This window comes from Vibrio sp. 10N.286.49.E11 (assembly GCF_041469505.1).
Lineage (GTDB): Bacteria > Pseudomonadota > Gammaproteobacteria > Enterobacterales > Vibrionaceae > Vibrio > Vibrio crassostreae_C.
On sequence record NZ_JBFRKQ010000033.1, the window covers coordinates 103118 to 120417 of the forward strand.

Annotated in this window: 12 protein-coding genes; 9 read left to right on the forward strand and 3 right to left on the reverse strand. The window is 44.4% G+C overall.

The features are described from left to right. Positions 1 to 3 precede the first annotated feature (3 nt). From AB4167_RS06940 to AB4167_RS06970, 7 genes are all read left to right on the forward strand, one after another. On the forward strand, positions 4 to 528 hold the full coding sequence (locus AB4167_RS06940; RefSeq protein ID WP_017062930.1) for a phosphatase PAP2 family protein: 525 nt from the start codon (positions 4 to 6) through the stop codon (positions 526 to 528). A gap of 54 nt (positions 529 to 582) precedes the next feature. Continuing rightward, positions 583 to 1638: an MJ1255/VC2487 family glycosyltransferase gene (locus AB4167_RS06945; RefSeq protein ID WP_372136346.1), complete on the forward strand. Its 1056-nt coding sequence runs from the start codon at positions 583 to 585 to the stop codon at positions 1636 to 1638. A gap of 346 nt (positions 1639 to 1984) precedes the next feature. After that, positions 1985 to 2944, forward strand: a complete 960-nt coding sequence (gene leuO / locus AB4167_RS06950) for a transcriptional regulator LeuO (RefSeq protein WP_137001755.1) — start codon at positions 1985 to 1987, stop codon at positions 2942 to 2944. Between the two features lie 201 nt (positions 2945 to 3145). Then, complete coding sequence (locus tag AB4167_RS06955; RefSeq protein ID WP_136979308.1) at positions 3146 to 4954, forward strand: long-chain fatty acid--CoA ligase; 1809 nt, start codon at positions 3146 to 3148, stop codon at positions 4952 to 4954. Positions 4955 to 5415: 461 nt separating this feature from the next. Next, positions 5416 to 7173 (forward strand): acetolactate synthase 3 large subunit, encoded by a 1758-nt coding sequence (locus AB4167_RS06960; protein WP_372136347.1) that lies wholly within the window; start codon positions 5416 to 5418, stop codon positions 7171 to 7173. A 1-nt stretch (position 7174) separates the two neighbouring features. Next, positions 7175 to 7669 carry an acetolactate synthase small subunit gene (gene ilvN, locus AB4167_RS06965; protein WP_008219984.1) on the forward strand — a complete coding sequence of 165 codons (495 nt, stop codon included), beginning with the start codon at positions 7175 to 7177 and terminating at the stop codon, positions 7667 to 7669. Between the two features lie 113 nt (positions 7670 to 7782). Further along, positions 7783 to 9666, forward strand: coding sequence for a diguanylate cyclase (locus AB4167_RS06970; RefSeq protein WP_372136348.1), 1884 nt, complete (start codon positions 7783 to 7785; stop codon positions 9664 to 9666). Between the two features lie 580 nt (positions 9667 to 10246). Here the strand turns inward: AB4167_RS06970 and AB4167_RS06975 are convergent. Further along, positions 10247 to 10918, reverse strand: a complete 672-nt coding sequence (locus AB4167_RS06975; RefSeq protein WP_080582236.1) for a GntR family transcriptional regulator — start codon at positions 10916 to 10918, stop codon at positions 10247 to 10249. Positions 10919 to 11094: 176 nt separating this feature from the next. Next, positions 11095 to 12507 carry a pyruvate kinase PykF gene (gene pykF, locus AB4167_RS06980; RefSeq protein ID WP_017061403.1) on the reverse strand — a complete coding sequence of 471 codons (1413 nt, stop codon included), beginning with the start codon at positions 12505 to 12507 and terminating at the stop codon, positions 11095 to 11097. 429 nt (positions 12508 to 12936) lie between these two features. Between pykF and AB4167_RS06985 the strand changes: the two genes are divergently transcribed. Both AB4167_RS06985 and glmS read left to right on the forward strand, forming a co-directional pair. After that, the gene (locus AB4167_RS06985; RefSeq protein WP_017061404.1) at positions 12937 to 13707 is read left to right on the forward strand and encodes a DeoR/GlpR family DNA-binding transcription regulator; all 771 of its coding nucleotides are present in this window, start codon (positions 12937 to 12939) and stop codon (positions 13705 to 13707) included. 107 nt (positions 13708 to 13814) lie between these two features. Then, positions 13815 to 15647 (forward strand): glutamine--fructose-6-phosphate transaminase (isomerizing), encoded by a 1833-nt coding sequence (gene glmS / locus AB4167_RS06990; RefSeq protein WP_017061405.1) that lies wholly within the window; start codon positions 13815 to 13817, stop codon positions 15645 to 15647. A gap of 111 nt (positions 15648 to 15758) precedes the next feature. On the opposite strand, the gene AB4167_RS06995 is transcribed toward glmS, so the two are convergent. Then, a complete protein-coding gene (locus AB4167_RS06995; RefSeq protein ID WP_136982223.1) occupies positions 15759 to 17027 on the reverse strand; it encodes an O-acetylhomoserine aminocarboxypropyltransferase/cysteine synthase family protein in 1269 nt (422 codons plus the stop codon). Between the last annotated feature and the right edge of the window lie 273 nt (positions 17028 to 17300).

Sequence of the window (17300 nt, forward strand, 5' to 3'; positions counted from 1 at the left end):
CGTATGCGTACTATCGAACCTATTGTCCGCTGGGATGTGGCATTTTCTGTTTTCTGTTTAAACAACCGCTATGGCGGGCAACATGCAACGCTCAGTAAAGCGGTGTCTCATACTGGAGATGGACACCTTTATGTTTTGATTGCCTTGATTGCACTGCTGGTCGATAGCAACACCGGTCGAGACTTTCTTTTGGTGGGCTTAACCGCCTTCGCAATCGAACTGCCTATTTACTGGTTTGCTAAAAATACCCTCAAGCGCCGTCGACCAGCTGAATTCTCTTCACTACTTCACTCTCATATTGTGCCATCCGATAAATACAGTCTGCCTTCAGGGCATTCCGCTGCTGCTTTTGTTATGGCGACCTTAATCGGGCATTTCTATCCGAGCTTGTACCTCTTTAGCTTGGTGTGGGCAACTGCGATTGCAGGCTCTCGAATCCTGCTCGGTGTGCACTTTTTAACGGACGTACTGATTGGCGCAGCCTTGGGCATCGCTTGTACCAGCCTCGCTATCAGCTTCATCCTGTAATTATTTTGTTGGCAACCACTGCCGAGCTTAAGTGGTAAATTTAAAGGAACATGCATGAAAATTTTATATGGCGTACAAGGCACAGGAAATGGGCACATCGCTCGAGCGAGAGCAATGGCCGTCGCTTTTCGTCAGCAAAATATTGATGTCGATTTTCTGTTCTCTGGGCGAGATGAGAGCAAATACTTTTCGATGGAAGCGTTTGGCAACTATCAGACCCGCAGCGGCTTAACTTTTTACAGCGAGCAGGGGCAGGTTAAATACGGCAAAACATTCATGAAGAACAACATCTGGCGATTTCTCCGTGAGATTAACCAGATCGATCTTACGCCTTATGACTTAGTGATTAATGATTTTGAGCCTGTCACTGCATGGGCGGCTAAGAGACAAGGTGTGCCATGCATTGGGATAAGCCACCAGAATGCGTTTCGTTATGATGTACCCAAAGAAGGGGGCAACTGGATTGAACATTCAGTGATTCAACATTTCGCCCCAACCGAGCACTCTATTGGCTTGCACTGGTATCACTTTGAACAGCCGATTTTGCCGCCTATCGTTCACACGCTGGTTGGTGAGCAACAAACCAAAACAGCACAAGACTTTACGTTGGTCTATTTGCCATTTGAGGATCTTGAGTCGATCTCAGAGCTGCTGATGAAGTTCATTTCGCACAACTTTGTCTGTTACCACCCGGATGTTATTGAGCACAGCCGAGTCGAAAATATTGAGTTCAAACCACTCAGTCATACTGGCTTCCAATTCGACCTCAATCAGTGCTCTGGAGTGGTCGCAAATGGCGGCTTTGAATTGCCATCTGAAGCCCTCACTTTGGGGAAGAAATTGCTTCTCAAACCACTCGAAGGGCAGTTCGAACAACAGAGCAATGTGGCGACGCTAGAGGCTCTTGGATTAGCTCAAACCATGAGCTTTTTAGATGCGGCTATCTTGCGTACTTGGCTCAGTGAAAAACAGGCTGAAGTGGTCACCTATCCAGACGTGGCAAGTGCACTCGTTGAGTGGGTATTAGCGGGGAATTGGTCTAATCAAGATGATTTAAGAAAGCAACTTTGGGACAAGGTCGACTTTCCAAGTTATGCATCGCTCACCTAACTCATAAGTGCTATTTCTGAATTGACCGGTTGAACAATTCACGAGCTCAATAAATTGTAACAAATGTAACCAAACGATAGAACAGCTAAATAAGTCGAAATTAAACTCATAAGTGACGCATTTTATGTTTTTTTATAACTCTATAAATAATTGATTTTTAGATGTTGTTTAATCATTAAGGTAAAATAAAATTATTCTTTATCAATCTTGTTGGTAGCTCGAGATGCATTGGTTAATAGTAATGTCAATCCGAAAAACATCGGTCTGATAAATATAAGAATTAGTGGTTATCTATTCTCATACCATTACCAATTTAACGCTGTCGAACCGACAAGAGGCAACTTGAATGTTAGATAAGAAAGACGCAATGAGTGCTATTGCAAGCTACAGAATGGAAAGCACACTTCGTGGAGTCGACTTAAATCTTTTGACTGTATTTGATGCAGTTATGCAAGAGCAAAACATTACACGTGCAGCTCACAATCTGGGTATGTCTCAGCCTGCTGTAAGTAACGCTGTTGCTCGTCTAAAAGTGATGTTTAACGACGAACTATTCATGCGCCAAGGTCGTGGTATTCAACCGACTCAACGTGCTCGTCAGTTGTTTGGTCCTATCCGCCAAGCGCTACAGTTAGTACGCAACGAACTACCAAGTTCTGTGTTCTCTCCAGAGTCGTCTTCTCGCCTGTTCAAACTTGCGATTTGCAGCCCTTGTGACATGCGTTTTGCACCTAAGATTATGTCGACAATTAACGAGCAAGCACCAAGCGTTAAACTGCACATGGACGCTGAGTTCGATCGTCAGCTTTCTGAGCGTATGCGCTACCAAGAAATCGACTTCGTGATCGATTACGCTCGCTTTGATGAGCAAGGTTTCTCAAGCACTGAAATCTTCCAAGATGAGTTGGTTGTTGTCGCTTCTGCTTCTCACCCACGCATTAACGGTGAAGTAACAGCGGCAGAGCTGCTTAACGAAAAGCACGCGAAATTGTCTCGTATCCACGGTCAACGTAGCTTCTCTGAGCAAGCTTACCGTGACCTAGATTGCACGCCTTTCTACGAAGGTACGAGCTTGAGCAACGTTCTTTACGTTGTAGGCCAGTCTGAACTAGTAACAATTGCTCCTCGTTGGATGGTAGAACATGCAGCAAACAAAGAGCAGCTTCAGATTCTAGATTTCCCATTCGATAATGCGGCGATTTCTGGCTTCCTAAGCTGGCACGAATCAAGTGAAAAGGATAAAGGACACATTTGGTTACGAGATCAGTTAATGATGATCTGTGGCGAAGTAGTGGCGCTTAACTAAGCACTAAACTCTATGATTTATAAGCCCTAAGCTGGGAGTCTGGCTTGGGGCTTTTTTGTACCTGCTATTTTTGTTGATAGAAAACTTAGCGTGATACGTACTATTACTTATAACTTTGAGCTTCATCAGTTGCCTTTTCCATGATCAGAGGTACACTTGTGCGCTCAAAAAAGCTTACAGGTGTAAGCCAAAGGTAAAGAGATGGCCAATTTAGATTTTCATATCGTAAAAAGACTTCGTGACCAAATTGCCCAAGGCGGCAACCGTACAGCTTTGAAGCACAAAGTAGACAATGTATGGCAAGGCATTAGCTGGGAACAGTTTGGACAACAAATCGATACGCTTTCATTAGCACTATTGGCTCAGGGACTGAGAGTTCAAGATAAGATCGGTATCTATTCAAATAATATGCCTCAATGGACCGTGGCAGATTTTGCATCTTTACAAGCTCGTCTTGTGACTGTGCCGATTTATCCAACCAACACAGCAGCACAGTCGTCTTACATCATCCAAAATGCGGATGTGAAGATCTTATTCGTTGGTGAGCAAGTTCAATTTGACGCGGCGGTGAGCCTATTCGAAGAGTGTGAACAGCTAGAAGTGGTTGTCGCGATGTCTGATGATATCGATCTTCAAGGCCATAGCTTTGCGGTATCTTGGGCTGATTTCATGGCGCGCGGTGTTGAAGCTCAGCAAGCTGAACTTGATGCTCGTCTTGCAGATGCAAGCATGGACGACTTACTGACTCTTATCTATACCTCTGGTACTACTGGCCAGCCGAAAGGCGTAATGCTTGATTACACCAATATTGGCTATCAATTAGAAGGCCACGATGAGCGTCTAAGTTTAAGCAAAGACGATGTCTCATTGTGTTTCTTACCGTTATCACACGTATTTGAGCGTGCGTGGACGTTCTACGTTCTCTATAAAGGCGCAACCAACTGTTACTTGCAAGATACCATGCAGGTGCGTGACGCGCTGAGCGACGTGAAGCCAACCGTAATGTGTGCGGTTCCACGTTTCTACGAGAAGATTTTCTCTGCGATTCACGAGAAGGTATCTAAAGCACCATTTATTCGTAAAGTGCTATTTACTTGGGCGGTGAACATGGGAGCAAAGCTTTCAGTTTGTCACCAAGAAGGTCGTACTCCATCGTTGATGCTGAAGAAGAGCCATGCGCTAGCTGATAAGCTTGTGCTATCTAAACTGCGCGCTCTACTCGGCGGTAACATCAACTTCATGCCATGTGGTGGCGCGAAGCTTGATGAGACGATTGGTCGTTTCTTCCATGCTATCGGCATCAACGTAAAACTTGGCTACGGCATGACAGAAACCACGGCAACAGTATCTTGTTGGGATGATCGCTGTTTTAACCCTGATTCGATTGGTATGTCGATGCCGGGCGCAGAAGTAAAAATTGGTGCTAAGGACGAGATTCTTGTTCGCGGTCCAATGGTGATGCGTGGCTACTACAAGATGCCAGAAGAGACAGCTAAGACATTCGATGAGCACGGTTTCTTGAAAACCGGTGATGCGGGTCATTTTGATGAAAATGGTAACCTGTTCATTACTGATCGTATCAAAGAGCTGATGAAAACTTCTGGTGGTAAGTATATTGCCCCGCAAGTGGTTGAAGGTGCGATTGGTAAAGATCACTTTATCGAACAGATTGCTGTTATCGCTGATACACGCAAATTCGTTTCTGCGCTGATTGTTCCTTGTTATGACTCGCTAGAAGAGTACGCCAAAGAGCTTAATATCAAGTATCACGATCGCGTTGAGCTTGTTAAGCATCACCAAATCGTCGAGATGCTAGAAAAGCGTGTGAATGACCTACAGCAAGAACTGGCTAAGTTTGAGCAAGTGAAGAAATTCAAACTGCTACCAAAAGCATTTTCTATGGATGATGGTGAACTGACACCAACTCAAAAATTGCGTCGTAAAGTTATCAACGATAAGTATCAAGACGAAATCGAAGAAATGTACAACGAAAAGCCGAAAGATAAGTAGTTTTCTGCTTAGATAAATTTTCAGTTGTTTAAAAATCCCCCTACGAATGTGATTGCATTTTTAGGGGGATTTTTTGTATCTAATGACACAGCACAATGTGCGAAAGCGCACACCAGCAGACTCGCTGTTTATCGATAAATAGTGATCTATTGAAATATTAAGTGCTTTTTTTTGTTCGTTAACTAGTGTTTAAGCCTAGTGTGGGGGTCTGGGTTGGGTTTTATTTAATGCTTTGAGCTAATAGTTGGTTTTTTGGCACAGTTGCCGAATAACAGGTGTTAGACCAGATGATAATAAAGCGTTAAAGTTGTTTCTTATTACTGTTTGTTGTTATCACGACAGACAGCCATAGCCGAAAAAGTGGAAGTATTTCGAATTAGGCTACGAATAAGCCCTAGACTATGAAAAAACCAGCCCAACATGTTCACCAAATATGATTGGAAACTGGTGAGGAGAGCAATATGACAACAAAACCTGAAACAGCCATGTCATCCGGCGCTGAAATGTTATCCGGCGCTGAGATGGTGGTGCAGTCTCTAATTGAAGAGGGTGTAGAACAAATCTTTGGTTACCCAGGTGGTTCTGTACTTGATATCTACGATGCGTTGCATGCTAAAACTGCTGAAATTAAACACGTATTAGTGCGACACGAACAAGCCGCTACCCACATGGCAGATGGCTATACTCGTTCTACCGGCAAACCGGGCGTAGTACTTGTGTGTTCTGGTCCAGGTGCGACCAATACCGTTACTGGCATTGCAACAGCCTACATGGACTCAATCCCAATGATTGTTATTTCTGGTAACGTACCAAATAACCTTATTGGTAACGACGCCTTCCAAGAGTGTGACATTGTGGGTGTATCACGCCCGATCGTTAAACACAGCTTCTTAGTTAAGAAAGCGGAAGATATCCCTGAAGTCGTTAAAAAAGCATTCTATATTTCAACGACAGGACGTCCCGGTCCTGTGGTTATTGATCTGCCGAAAGATATCTTAAACCCACAAATCAAGCTTCCTTATGAATACCCAGAAACGCTCAAAATGCGTTCGTATAACCCAACGGTTACGGGTCATAAAGGTCAGATCAAAAAGGCGCTAAAAGCCCTTCTTGAAGCGAAGAAGCCGGTACTTTATGTCGGTGGTGGTGCGGTTATTTCTGAGGCAGATAAGCCGCTGTTAAAATTAGCAGAGGCACTGAATTTACCTGTGGTAAGCACCCTAATGGGGCTTGGCGCTTTCCCTGGCACCCATAAGAACTCTTTGGGTATGTTAGGCATGCATGGTTTATATGAAGCCAATATGGCGATGCACAATGCGGATTTGATCTTTGGTATTGGCGTACGTTTCGATGATCGAACGACTAATAACCTAGATAAGTACTGCCCTGATGCGAAGATCATGCACATTGATATCGACCCATCTTCGATCTCTAAGAACGTAAAAGTGGATCTACCGATTGTAGGTTCTGCTGAAAAGGTTCTAGAGAGCATGGTGAACTTGCTCGTTGAGCAAGGTGGAAGTAACGATGCGCAAGCGATGGAAAGCTGGTGGAGTGAAATTAAGCAGTGGCAAGAGCGTGACTGCCTAGCTTACGAGAAATCGTCTGAGCGCATTAAACCTCAACAAGTTATTGAAACATTGCATAAAGTAACCAATGGCGATGCTTATGTTGCTTCTGATGTAGGTCAACACCAAATGTTTGCTGCTTTATACTACCCGTTTAACAAGCCACGTCGTTGGATTAACTCTGGTGGTCTAGGCACGATGGGCTTTGGCCTGCCTGCTGGTATGGGCGTTAAGTTTGCTAAGCCAGATGAAGAGGTGGTTGTGGTAACCGGTGACGGCAGTATTCAAATGAATATCCAAGAGCTGTCGACTGCGCTGCAATACAATATCCCGGTTAAGATTATTAACCTTAACAACCGTTTCCTAGGCATGGTAAAACAGTGGCAAGACATTGTTTATCAAGGCCGTTACTCTAACTCATATATGGACTCTGTTCCTGATTTTGCTGCTATCGCTGAGGCTTATGGCCACGTTGGTATGCGCATTTCATCTCCGGATGAATTGGAATCAGGTTTGGAAAAAGCACTGGCGATGAAAGACCGTTTGGTATTTGTCGATATTAGTGTGGATGACACCGAGCACGTATACCCAATGCAGATCAAAGGCGAGGGTATGGATAACATGTGGCTAAGCAAAACGGAGAGAACATAATATGAGACACATTATTTCACTACTAATGGAAAACCAACCTGGTGCGCTTTCTCGTGTGGTTGGCTTGTTTTCTCAGCGTGGCTACAACATCGAGTCTTTGAACGTATCTCCAACCGATGATCCGACGCTGTCTCGTTTGAACGTCACTACTAACTCGAGCGAAATGCAGCTTGAGCAGATTCAGAAACAACTGCATAAGCTAATCGACGTACTTAAAGTACAAGAAGTGTCTGAACTTGAACACATTGAACGTGAGCTGTTGATGGTAAAAGTACGTGCGAGCGGCTTTGCTCGTGCGGAAGTGAAGCGCACAGCGGATATCTTCCGTGGTCAGATCGTTGATGTTACGGCTTCTCAATATACGGTTCAAATGGCGGGTACTAGCGAGAAACTGGATGCCTTCATTCAGGCGCTGTCTGAAGTGACGGAAGTGCTTGAAGTAGCTCGAAGTGGTGTTGTTGGCATCGCACGAGGCGAACGTGCGTTGAAAGCCTAGACGATAAGTCTTTAAAAAATAAATTTAAAGCCGCTTTTTTAAGCGGCTTTTATTTTGTTAATTTTTTAGAGTGCTATAATCCCGCGCTGCACTTCCATTCATCTGAGTTAGCAATGCGAAATAAAAAATCAATAATTACATTGCTGATTATCTCTATCATATTGTCTTCTGCAGTATGTCTGTATTATTTGCAGCGCTACAAAGAAGTAAAACAGCAGAGCTTTGACTACTCAGCTAAGCAAGCCGTTCATCAGTTAGTGTATGCCAAGCGAGATTATGATCTTCTCAAGACTCAGTTAGTCTCGGTCATGGAGCTACTCAGTCATAGCCAGAGCTTGGTTAACTTTGCTTCCTCTCCCTCAGACCAAACCAAACATCTACTTGAAGAGGTCTGGCAATCTGTTCTCGTGAACCAGAAGTGGTATACACAAATCCATCTGTTAGATGTCACTGGCAAAGAATTGGTGCGTGTTAACTATTCCTCTGATACCGGTAGAGTGACGTTTCCTCAACAGCTGCAAGATAGGTCGGATTCTAACTACTTCCAAGACGCTCAAAAACTAGAAGCCGAACAGATTGGCGGTTGGGGTATTGAGCTTGAAACTGAGCATGGTGAAGTCACCTTCCCTTATTCGCCGGTAATCCGTGTCTTTACCCCAGTAGAAACCCCTGACGAAAGAGTAGGCTACCTCGTCATCAATCTTGATGTATGGGGCTTATCGTCGCGTCTGAGCTTTTCACCAGATAACGATCTTAGAGCAGAAGTTCTCAATGACGCGGGTTACTTCATCGCGAGTAACAACAGCGGTAAGTTGTTCGGAGACTCTATTCCTGAAAGAAAAGGCTATAACCTGAAAAATATCGCGCCGAAGACGTGGGATACGATCTCCAATGATCAGGTGGGATACGTTTTTGAAGATGGTAATTTGTTTGCCTTTAACACGGTTATGCTCGCGAACAGTCAAAAGGTCCATTTACTGATTCAACTTAATCAAAAGCAACTGATGGATCGGGCTGAGCGTGATCTAGATGATTTGGCCCATGAAGAGATCATTGTTCTGATTACGGTGCTGATATTCGCTTTCCCGTTTGCTTACCTGGTGACGCACTGCCGACGCCGAAGCCTAGAGAGTAAATTGGCACGAGCCGCATTGAATGGTATGTCGGCAGTGATGATCTCTGACAAGCAGCACCGCACAATGATGATCAACAACGAATTTGAGAACATGACTGGGTACTGCAAAAAACAGGTGATCGGTCAAAATGCATTGCAGTTGCTGCTTGAGAATACCGACCAAGTGCTCTCAAGCTCGGCTATTTGGAGTCATTTAGAGCAAGAAGAAGTATGGGAAGGGGAGGTTCAGTGTAAGAACAAGCTGCGTATTCCTTTTACTGCGATCATGCGAGTGCATGCGGTCAAAAACAATTCAGGCAAAGTCAGTTATTACATCACCTCGTTGGTTGATATTTCCGTAAGGAAGGAGCTTGAGGTACGTTTGAGGATTTTAAGTGAACGTGACTCTTTGAGTAATCTCTGGAACCGACGAAAATTCGAAGAGCAGCTGGCCTACTATTCTCGCTTAGTTGAGCGTTACCCGATCGAAGCGACCACCTGCTTAGCCTTGGTGGACATCGATAACTTCAAGCGAATCAATGATGAGCTTGGCCACGACGAAGGTGACCGTGTGATCGCTGGTGTTGCTAAACTTCTGCAAGATAGCCTTCGTGGGACGGACTTTGTTGCACGTGTCGGAGGAGAAGAGTTTGCACTCTTGATGCCACACACGTCTCTGCCAGAAGCAAAGCGCGTATTGGATCGCTTGCGAATAGAGATTGAACTGGCAGCCGGAACTAAGGTAACGGTGAGTGTTGGCTTTACTGATTTAACAAGTAACAGTACTCGCTCATACAAGTGTGCCGATGTTGCGCTTTACGAATCTAAATCGTCTGGTCGTAATACGGTCTCTATGTGTCCTAGCTACGATGATGTCGCTTAGGTTCGCTTCTATCTAGTCCTGTCTTCTCTTTGCTTCACCTCTTCAAGCTGGCCCCGACTCACTTTATCTCTCCCCCTTTTTATAGGAATCTCACTTTTGAGCGACCTATGTCACAAAATCTATACAGTTAGACTAAAGTCTAATGCTGGTGGAAATTTGAGCTAAAATGAACAATAAGTAAACTACCTTGCTTCAGATTACATCGTGCTTAACGGTGTAATAAATAGAGTGTTTACCAGATGTAAAAGGATGACACCGTTAACTTAATTCAACTGATTAGCTAGCCTTTTCAATGGTTTGAAAGGCAGCAGTAGAATTAGGTTAGCTGGAGCAAGAGTTTGGGGATCATACAGTCTGGTTAAAAGAGGCGTGGTATGTTTGTCGATTTTTTAGTGAGGTTAACCATAGGCACATTAGCCATTCTTGGCTTTCAATTGAGTGCTTTGTATTTTTTACCTATGGTTGTGCTACTCAATACTCATCACAAAGAGTTTTTTGGGTGGTAGTTCAGTCGTAATACTGGAAACAAAAAACGGAGCCATTGGGCTCCGTTTTTATTTGGTTAGAAGCTACTTTAGCGTTATGCCGCTTCGATAACTTCTTCAATTCGTTTCATTGAACCTAGCAGGTGTTGATCAAGCAGTTCAGTCGCTTGTTCTACATTCTTAGAGAGTACTAGTTTCATGATCATTTCGTGTTCATCAATATTGAACAGATCATCTGATGCGCTTTCTGCAGACATAGCGAGGAAGCGGTAACGTTTCACTTGGTTAATTAGGTCATCAAAGAACTTAAACATGTTCTCTGAATCTGCACCTTCAAGCAGTGCGACATGGAATTGCTGGTGGCGCTCTTCCCATTCTACACAGTCAAACTCTTCAGATACGTACTGTACTCGCGATAGTTTATGGTAAGACGTTAGTACATCCAGTTCCCAGCTCTCATCACCTGCTGCAATCGCTTTTTTAAGCAGAACCGATGATACAACACGAAGGCTTTCGTATAGGTCATTCAGTTCTTTCTTTGATACAGGAGATACCCAGCAGCCTTTTTGTGGCTCTAGCTTTACGTATTTGCTCCAAGATAACTGTACCAAGGCTTCGCGAATAGGGGATGCGCCAACGTTGTAGCGTGCTTTTAGATCAGCAACAACAAGCTTTTGGCCTGGGGTTAACTCACCATTAAGAATATCTTGGCGAATCATCTTTGATACTTTGTCAGTGAGCGTAGGACTAGACATTACAAACCTCATCTATATATGATTTCTAGTCTGCTAATCCGTCTCTTAGAAAGAGTCAGTTGGAGGTTAACAGTACGTAGTTCTATTGTGATTGATAATACAGCGTACTGAAAAGTTAGGCAAGATTTTGTTTCATAAAAAAAGAGGGCCGAAGCCCTCTTTTATATTTTATGCGAATCGGTTCATTCTTATAGAACGTGAACAGATGCCGTGTTTGTAGTACCAGAAGCTACTAGAGCACCAGAAACCATAACTACGATGTCGCCTTTGTTACCTAGGCCAGATTGTAGAGCGATTTCTTTACCGTTGATGTAGAACGCGTCTGTGTTCTCGATAGAGTCAACAAGAACTGGCTTAACACCTTTAGTAAGAACTAGCTGTGCAGCTGTCTTTTCGTTAGTTGTTAGAGCTAGGATGTTTGCAGTTGGGAAGTACTTACGTACTGAACGTGCAGATTTACCGCCTTCAGTTGCAACAACGATTAGAGGAGCAGCTAGCTTCTCTGCTGTGTCTACGGCGCCTTTACATACTGCTTCAGTGATGCGTAGACGTGGGCTGTCTAGACGAGAACCTAGCTCAGCTTTAAGAGCTGAATCAGTACGGTTCGCGATTTGAGCCATGATAGTAACAGCTTCAACTGGGTACTTACCTTTAGCAGTTTCACCAGAAAGCATTACTGCATCAGTACCATCCATGATTGCGTTCGCAACGTCACCCGCTTCAGCACGAGTTGGACGTGGGTTGCTGATCATAGAGTCAAGCATTTGAGTTGCAGTGATAACCATCTTACGTGCACGGTTACACTTCTCGATCATCATCTTCTGAGCGAAGATTACTTCTTCAGCTGGGATTTCAACACCTAGGTCACCACGAGCAACCATGATGCCGTCAGAAGCTTCAAGGATTGAATCGAAGTTATCTACACCTTCTTGGTTTTCAATCTTAGAAATGATGTGGATGTTCTCGCCGCCGTTAGCGTTTAGAAGCTCACGGATTTCTTTAACGTCTTCTTCTTTACGGATGAAAGAAGCAGCAACGAAATCTACGCCTTGCTCACAACCAAACTTAAGGTCAGCTTTGTCTTTCTCAGAAAGAGCAGGAAGTTGAACAGAAACGCCAGGAAGGTTAACACCTTTGTTTTCGCCTAGAGCACCGTTGTTAAGAACTTTACACTTAACTTCAGTTTCTGTTGTTGCGATAACTTCCATTTCGATTAGGCCGTCATCAACAAGGATAGTGTTACCTGCTGTTAGGTCTTTAGCGAAACCTAGGTAAGTTACTGCTACTACGTCTTTGTTACCAACAACTGTTGCGTCAGTTGTGAAAGTGAACTCTTGACCAGCTACTAGATCTACGTCGTTACCATCTTCAAGTTTGATAGTACGGATTTCTGGACCTTTAGTATCTAGAAGGATAGCAAGTTGCTCACCTTTGTTTTCCATTACTTTACGGAAGTTCGCGATACGAGTGCCGTGCTCTGCGAAATCACCGTGAGAGAAGTTAAGACGCATAACGTTCATGCCAGCATCTACTAGTTCAGTTAGCTTCTCTACAGATTCAGTTTTAGGGCCAATCGTACATACGATTTTGGTCTTTTTCATGGAAGGTACTCTCCGGTAAGTATTGTTACAATTTGAAATTTATTTAAGTTCTGAAGATTGGTCCGCTACATCAACATTTTGTGCCTGTTGTGTAAAAGCGCGGGACTTCCAATATGTCCTTCAGAGTTGTAAGTCTTTCATCAATTTTAGTCATTTTATGACTAAAAGATTTTGATTCAATATCGGTTTTCTGTGACTTACCCCACTATATAGGGGGTAAGTTGCAAAAAAATAACAGTCAGTTTTGTAATTTTTTTTCTTTTCGGGTGCGGATTCTACCACCTAATGAGTTCAATATCACTGCTTAACAATTGTCTTAGGACAAGGTTTTATCGCTATTTATTAATTTTTTGGATCAAAATAAATGGACTAAATAGTTTCGTTGTAACTATAATATGTTTCATATCGAAACTTAATGGCCTTTTTTAAATGTCGAAACGAAACACCCAGCTCAGAAGACATGCAATTTCTAACCTAGTGAATGAAAAAGGGGAGGTTAGTGTTGATGAATTATCCGCTAAGTTCGAAACCTCAGAAGTCACTATTAGAAAGGACTTGGCGTCTTTAGAGAAAAACGGTCAGCTTTTACGCCGTTATGGTGGTGCGATTTCGTTACCGAAAGAGGTTGTCAACGAAGAACTGGGTCAACAAGTTTCGACTCGAAAGATTTCATTGGCAAAAGCCGCTGCAGATTTAATTCGCGACCATAACCGCATCGTGATCGATAGTGGCAGTACGACCGGTGCTCTAATTCAGCAGCTTAATGCTAAGCGTGGCTTGGTTGTTATGACCAACTCATTGCACGTTGCTAATGCGCTTAATGAGCTTGAAAGCGAGCCAACGTTATTAATGACTGGCGGCACTTGGGATACCCATTCGGACTCTTTCCAAGGCAAAGTTGCAGAGTCGGTACTTCGTGCTTACGATTTTGACCAACTATTTATTGGGGCTGATGGTATCGACCTCGATAGAGGCACAACCACGTTTAACGAACTGGTTGGCCTGAGCAAAGTAATGGCTGAAGTGTCACGAGAAGTGATCGTGATGGTTGAGTCGGAAAAGGTGGGACGAAAGATCCCGAACTTAGAGCTGGCATGGGAACACATTGACATCTTAATTACCGATACAGACTTAGGCGAAGAATCCAAAGCAAGTATCGAATCACATGATGTTCGAGTGATCCTGACCGATCCAGCGTAAAAACAAATTTAAGTATTATGCATTTACCTTCCTATAATTGATCTTAATGAAGATTTGGCCTTTGCTTGCTGCCAATAGGAATAAAACAAAATTGATGGAGTGAAACTATGTGTGGAATTGTTGGTGCAGTAGCACAGCGTGATGTAGCTGAAATTTTAGTAGAAGGCCTTCGTCGTCTAGAATACCGTGGCTACGATTCAGCTGGTGTCGCTGTAGTCGATACTGAATCTAACCTAACTCGTGTACGCCGCCTAGGTAAAGTACAAGAGCTAGCTGACGCAGTAGAAGAGCAACAAGTGATTGGTGGTACAGGTATCGCTCATACACGTTGGGCGACACACGGTGAGCCGTCTGAAGCGAACGCACACCCACACATGTCTGGTGATATTGCCGTTGTACACAATGGCATTATCGAAAACCACGAAGCACTGCGCGCTATGCTGCAAGAGCGTGGTTACGTATTTACTTCACAAACGGATACAGAAGTTATTGCTCACTTAGTTGAGTGGGAACTTCGCACTTCAGCTTCTTTGGTTGAAGCGCTACAGAAAACAGCAAAACAATTAGACGGTGCGTACGGCACGGTTGCGGTTGATCGTAAAGATCCTAGCCGTATCGTTGTAGCTCGTTCTGGTAGCCCGATCGTTATCGGTTTTGGTGTCGGCGAGAACTTCCTTGCTTCTGATCAACTGGCGCTACTGAGCGTAACTCGTCGCTTCATGTACCTAGAAGAAGGTGATGTTGCTGAGGTAACTCGTCGTGATGTTACGGTATTTGATGTAGCGGGTGAGCGTGTTGAGCGTGAAATCGTTGAGTCAAACGCTGAACACGACGCAGGTGACAAAGGTCAATACCGCCACTTCATGCAGAAAGAGATCTTCGAGCAGCCAACAGCGCTGATCAATACAATGGAAGGCCGTATCTCTGACACTTCGGTTATCACTAACGCGATCGGCGTTAAAGCTGAAGAGATCCTAAGCAAGGTTGAACACGTGCAGATCATCGCATGTGGTACGTCTTACAACTCAGGCATGGCAGCGCGTTACTGGTTTGAATCTCTAGCTGGCGTAAGCTGTGACGTAGAGATTGCTTCTGAATTCCGTTACCGTGATTTCGTTGTTCGTCCGAACAGCCTATTGGTGACTCTGTCTCAATCTGGTGAAACGGCGGATACGCTTGCTGCACTTCGTCTTGCAAAAGAGAAGGGTTATATGTCTGCAATGACTATCTGTAACGTTGCGGGTTCTTCACTGGTTCGTGAATCTGATTTTGCCTTCATGACTCGCGCAGGAACAGAGATCGGTGTTGCTTCTACTAAAGCTTTCACAACTCAACTAGCAGCGATGCTGATGATGGTAACGTCAATTGGTCGTCTACAAGGTCGTATCAATGAAGAAAAAGAAGCGGAAATCGTTCAAGCACTTCACCAACTGCCTGCTGATATCGAGAAAGCATTAGCGTTCGATAAAGAAATTGAAGCACTGGCACCTGATTTTGCTGATAAGCACCACACACTATTCTTGGGTCGTGGTGAGTTCTACCCAATCGCGATGGAAGCGTCTCTGAAACTGAAAGAGATCTCTTACATCCACGCAGAAGCATACGCGGCTGGTGAGCTTAAGCACGGTCCTTTGGCTCTTATCGATGCAGATATGCCAGTCGTCGTTATTGCACCAAGCAACGACTTGCTAGAGAAGCTGAAATCAAACGTTGAAGAAGTACGTGCTCGTGGCGGTCTACTTTACGTATTCGCAGATGAAGATGCAGGCTTTGAAAGCGATGAGAACATGAAGATCATCAAGATGCCTCACGTAAGTGAAGTAACAGCACCTATCTACTACACAGTACCGATGCAGCTGTTGTCTTACCACGTGGCGCTAATCAAGGGTACCGATGTTGACCAACCTCGTAACCTTGCGAAAGCGGTAACGGTTGAGTAATCGTTAGCCTATCTAAGAACATTAGATAATAAGAAGCCCATCCTGTGATGGGCTTTTTTGTGCCTGTTAGCTAACGATCAGCGTTAGATCTAGCTTTAACGGCGTTAAGCGTTAAGCATTAAGTGCTTGCTCTAGGTCAGCCAAGATATCGTCAATGTGCTCGATACCTACTGAGAGACGAATCATCTCTGGTGACACACCTGCTTGCTTTTGTTCCGCTTCGCTTAATTGACGGTGTGTTGTAGAAGCAGGGTGACAAGCGAGAGATTTTGCATCACCAATGTTCACCAAGCGCTTGAAGATTTGCAGCGCATCATAGAAACGAACACCGGCTTCATAACCATCTTTCAAGCCAAAAGATAAAATGGCCGATGGCTTACCTTGCATGTACTTTTCAGCGAGTGGATAGAATTCTGAATCAGGCAGGCCAGCGTAACTTACCCAACTGACTTTCTCGTGTTGCTTGAGGTATTCCGCTACTTTCAAGGCATTCTCTGTGTGTCGCTCCATGCGTAGCGACAACGTCTCCAAACCTTGCATCAACATGAAAGCATTCATTGGTGACAGTGCTGCACCTGTATTACGTAGGGGAACCGTTCTAGCACGACCAATAAACGCAGCCTCACCAAAGGCCTCGGTATAAACCACGCCATGATAAGAAGGCTCTGGCTGATTAAACACAGGGAAGCGGTCCTTGTGCTGTGCCCATGGGAATTTACCTGAGTCGACAATCACGCCACCTAACGTTGTACCGTGACCACCCACGTATTTAGTTAGTGAGTGCACCACGATGTCAGCACCAAAATCGATAGGTTTACACAGTACAGGCGTCGCCACCGTGTTATCAACAATCACAGGTACACCTTGTGCGTGAGCAAGTTCAGCAACACGCTCTAAGTCGATAATATTACCTGCTGGGTTACCGATACTTTCGCAGTAAACCGCCTTGGTTTTTTCGTCAATCAGTGCCGCTAAGCTTTCTGGTTTATCGTCTTTAGCAAAACGAACTTCGATCCCTTGGTTTGGCAGCATATGAGCAAATAGGGTGTAAGTACCACCGTAAAGCTGAGGTGTTGAAACAATGTTGTCACCGATTTGCGCCAACGTCTGAATCGCATAGTTGATCGCAGCACTGCCCGCACTTACCACTAAGCCTGCGATACCTCCTTCTAAGGCGGCCATGCGTTTTTCTAACACATCATTGGTTGGGTTCATTATGCGAGTGTAGATATTGCCTGGCACCGCAAGGTTGAAGAGGTCGGCGCCGTGTTGTGCGTCATCGAATTCGTACGCGACGGTTTGGTAGATTGGAGTGGCAACCGATTTGGTTGTTGGATCAGTGTCGTAACCGAAGTGAATCGAGAGTGTTTCGTCTTTCATGAGTCTTCCCTGAACTATTGAGCGATTTATGTACTCTCATATTGCCGATTTTTTTATAAAAGAAAAGTATGTTTAGTCACAGAGAGGCAATTGGAATTGTGTGCGGGACGATTCGTTTTTGGTTCGGAAGTGCAGGGGGTGATTGGTACTGAATCAGAAAAGCAAAAAGCCAGAGCAGCGTGAACTGTTCTGGCTTTTCTAATTTGGTGGCCCCTCCCAGATTTGAACTGGGGACCGAACGATTATGAGTCGTGCGCTCGTATATTCCCTATA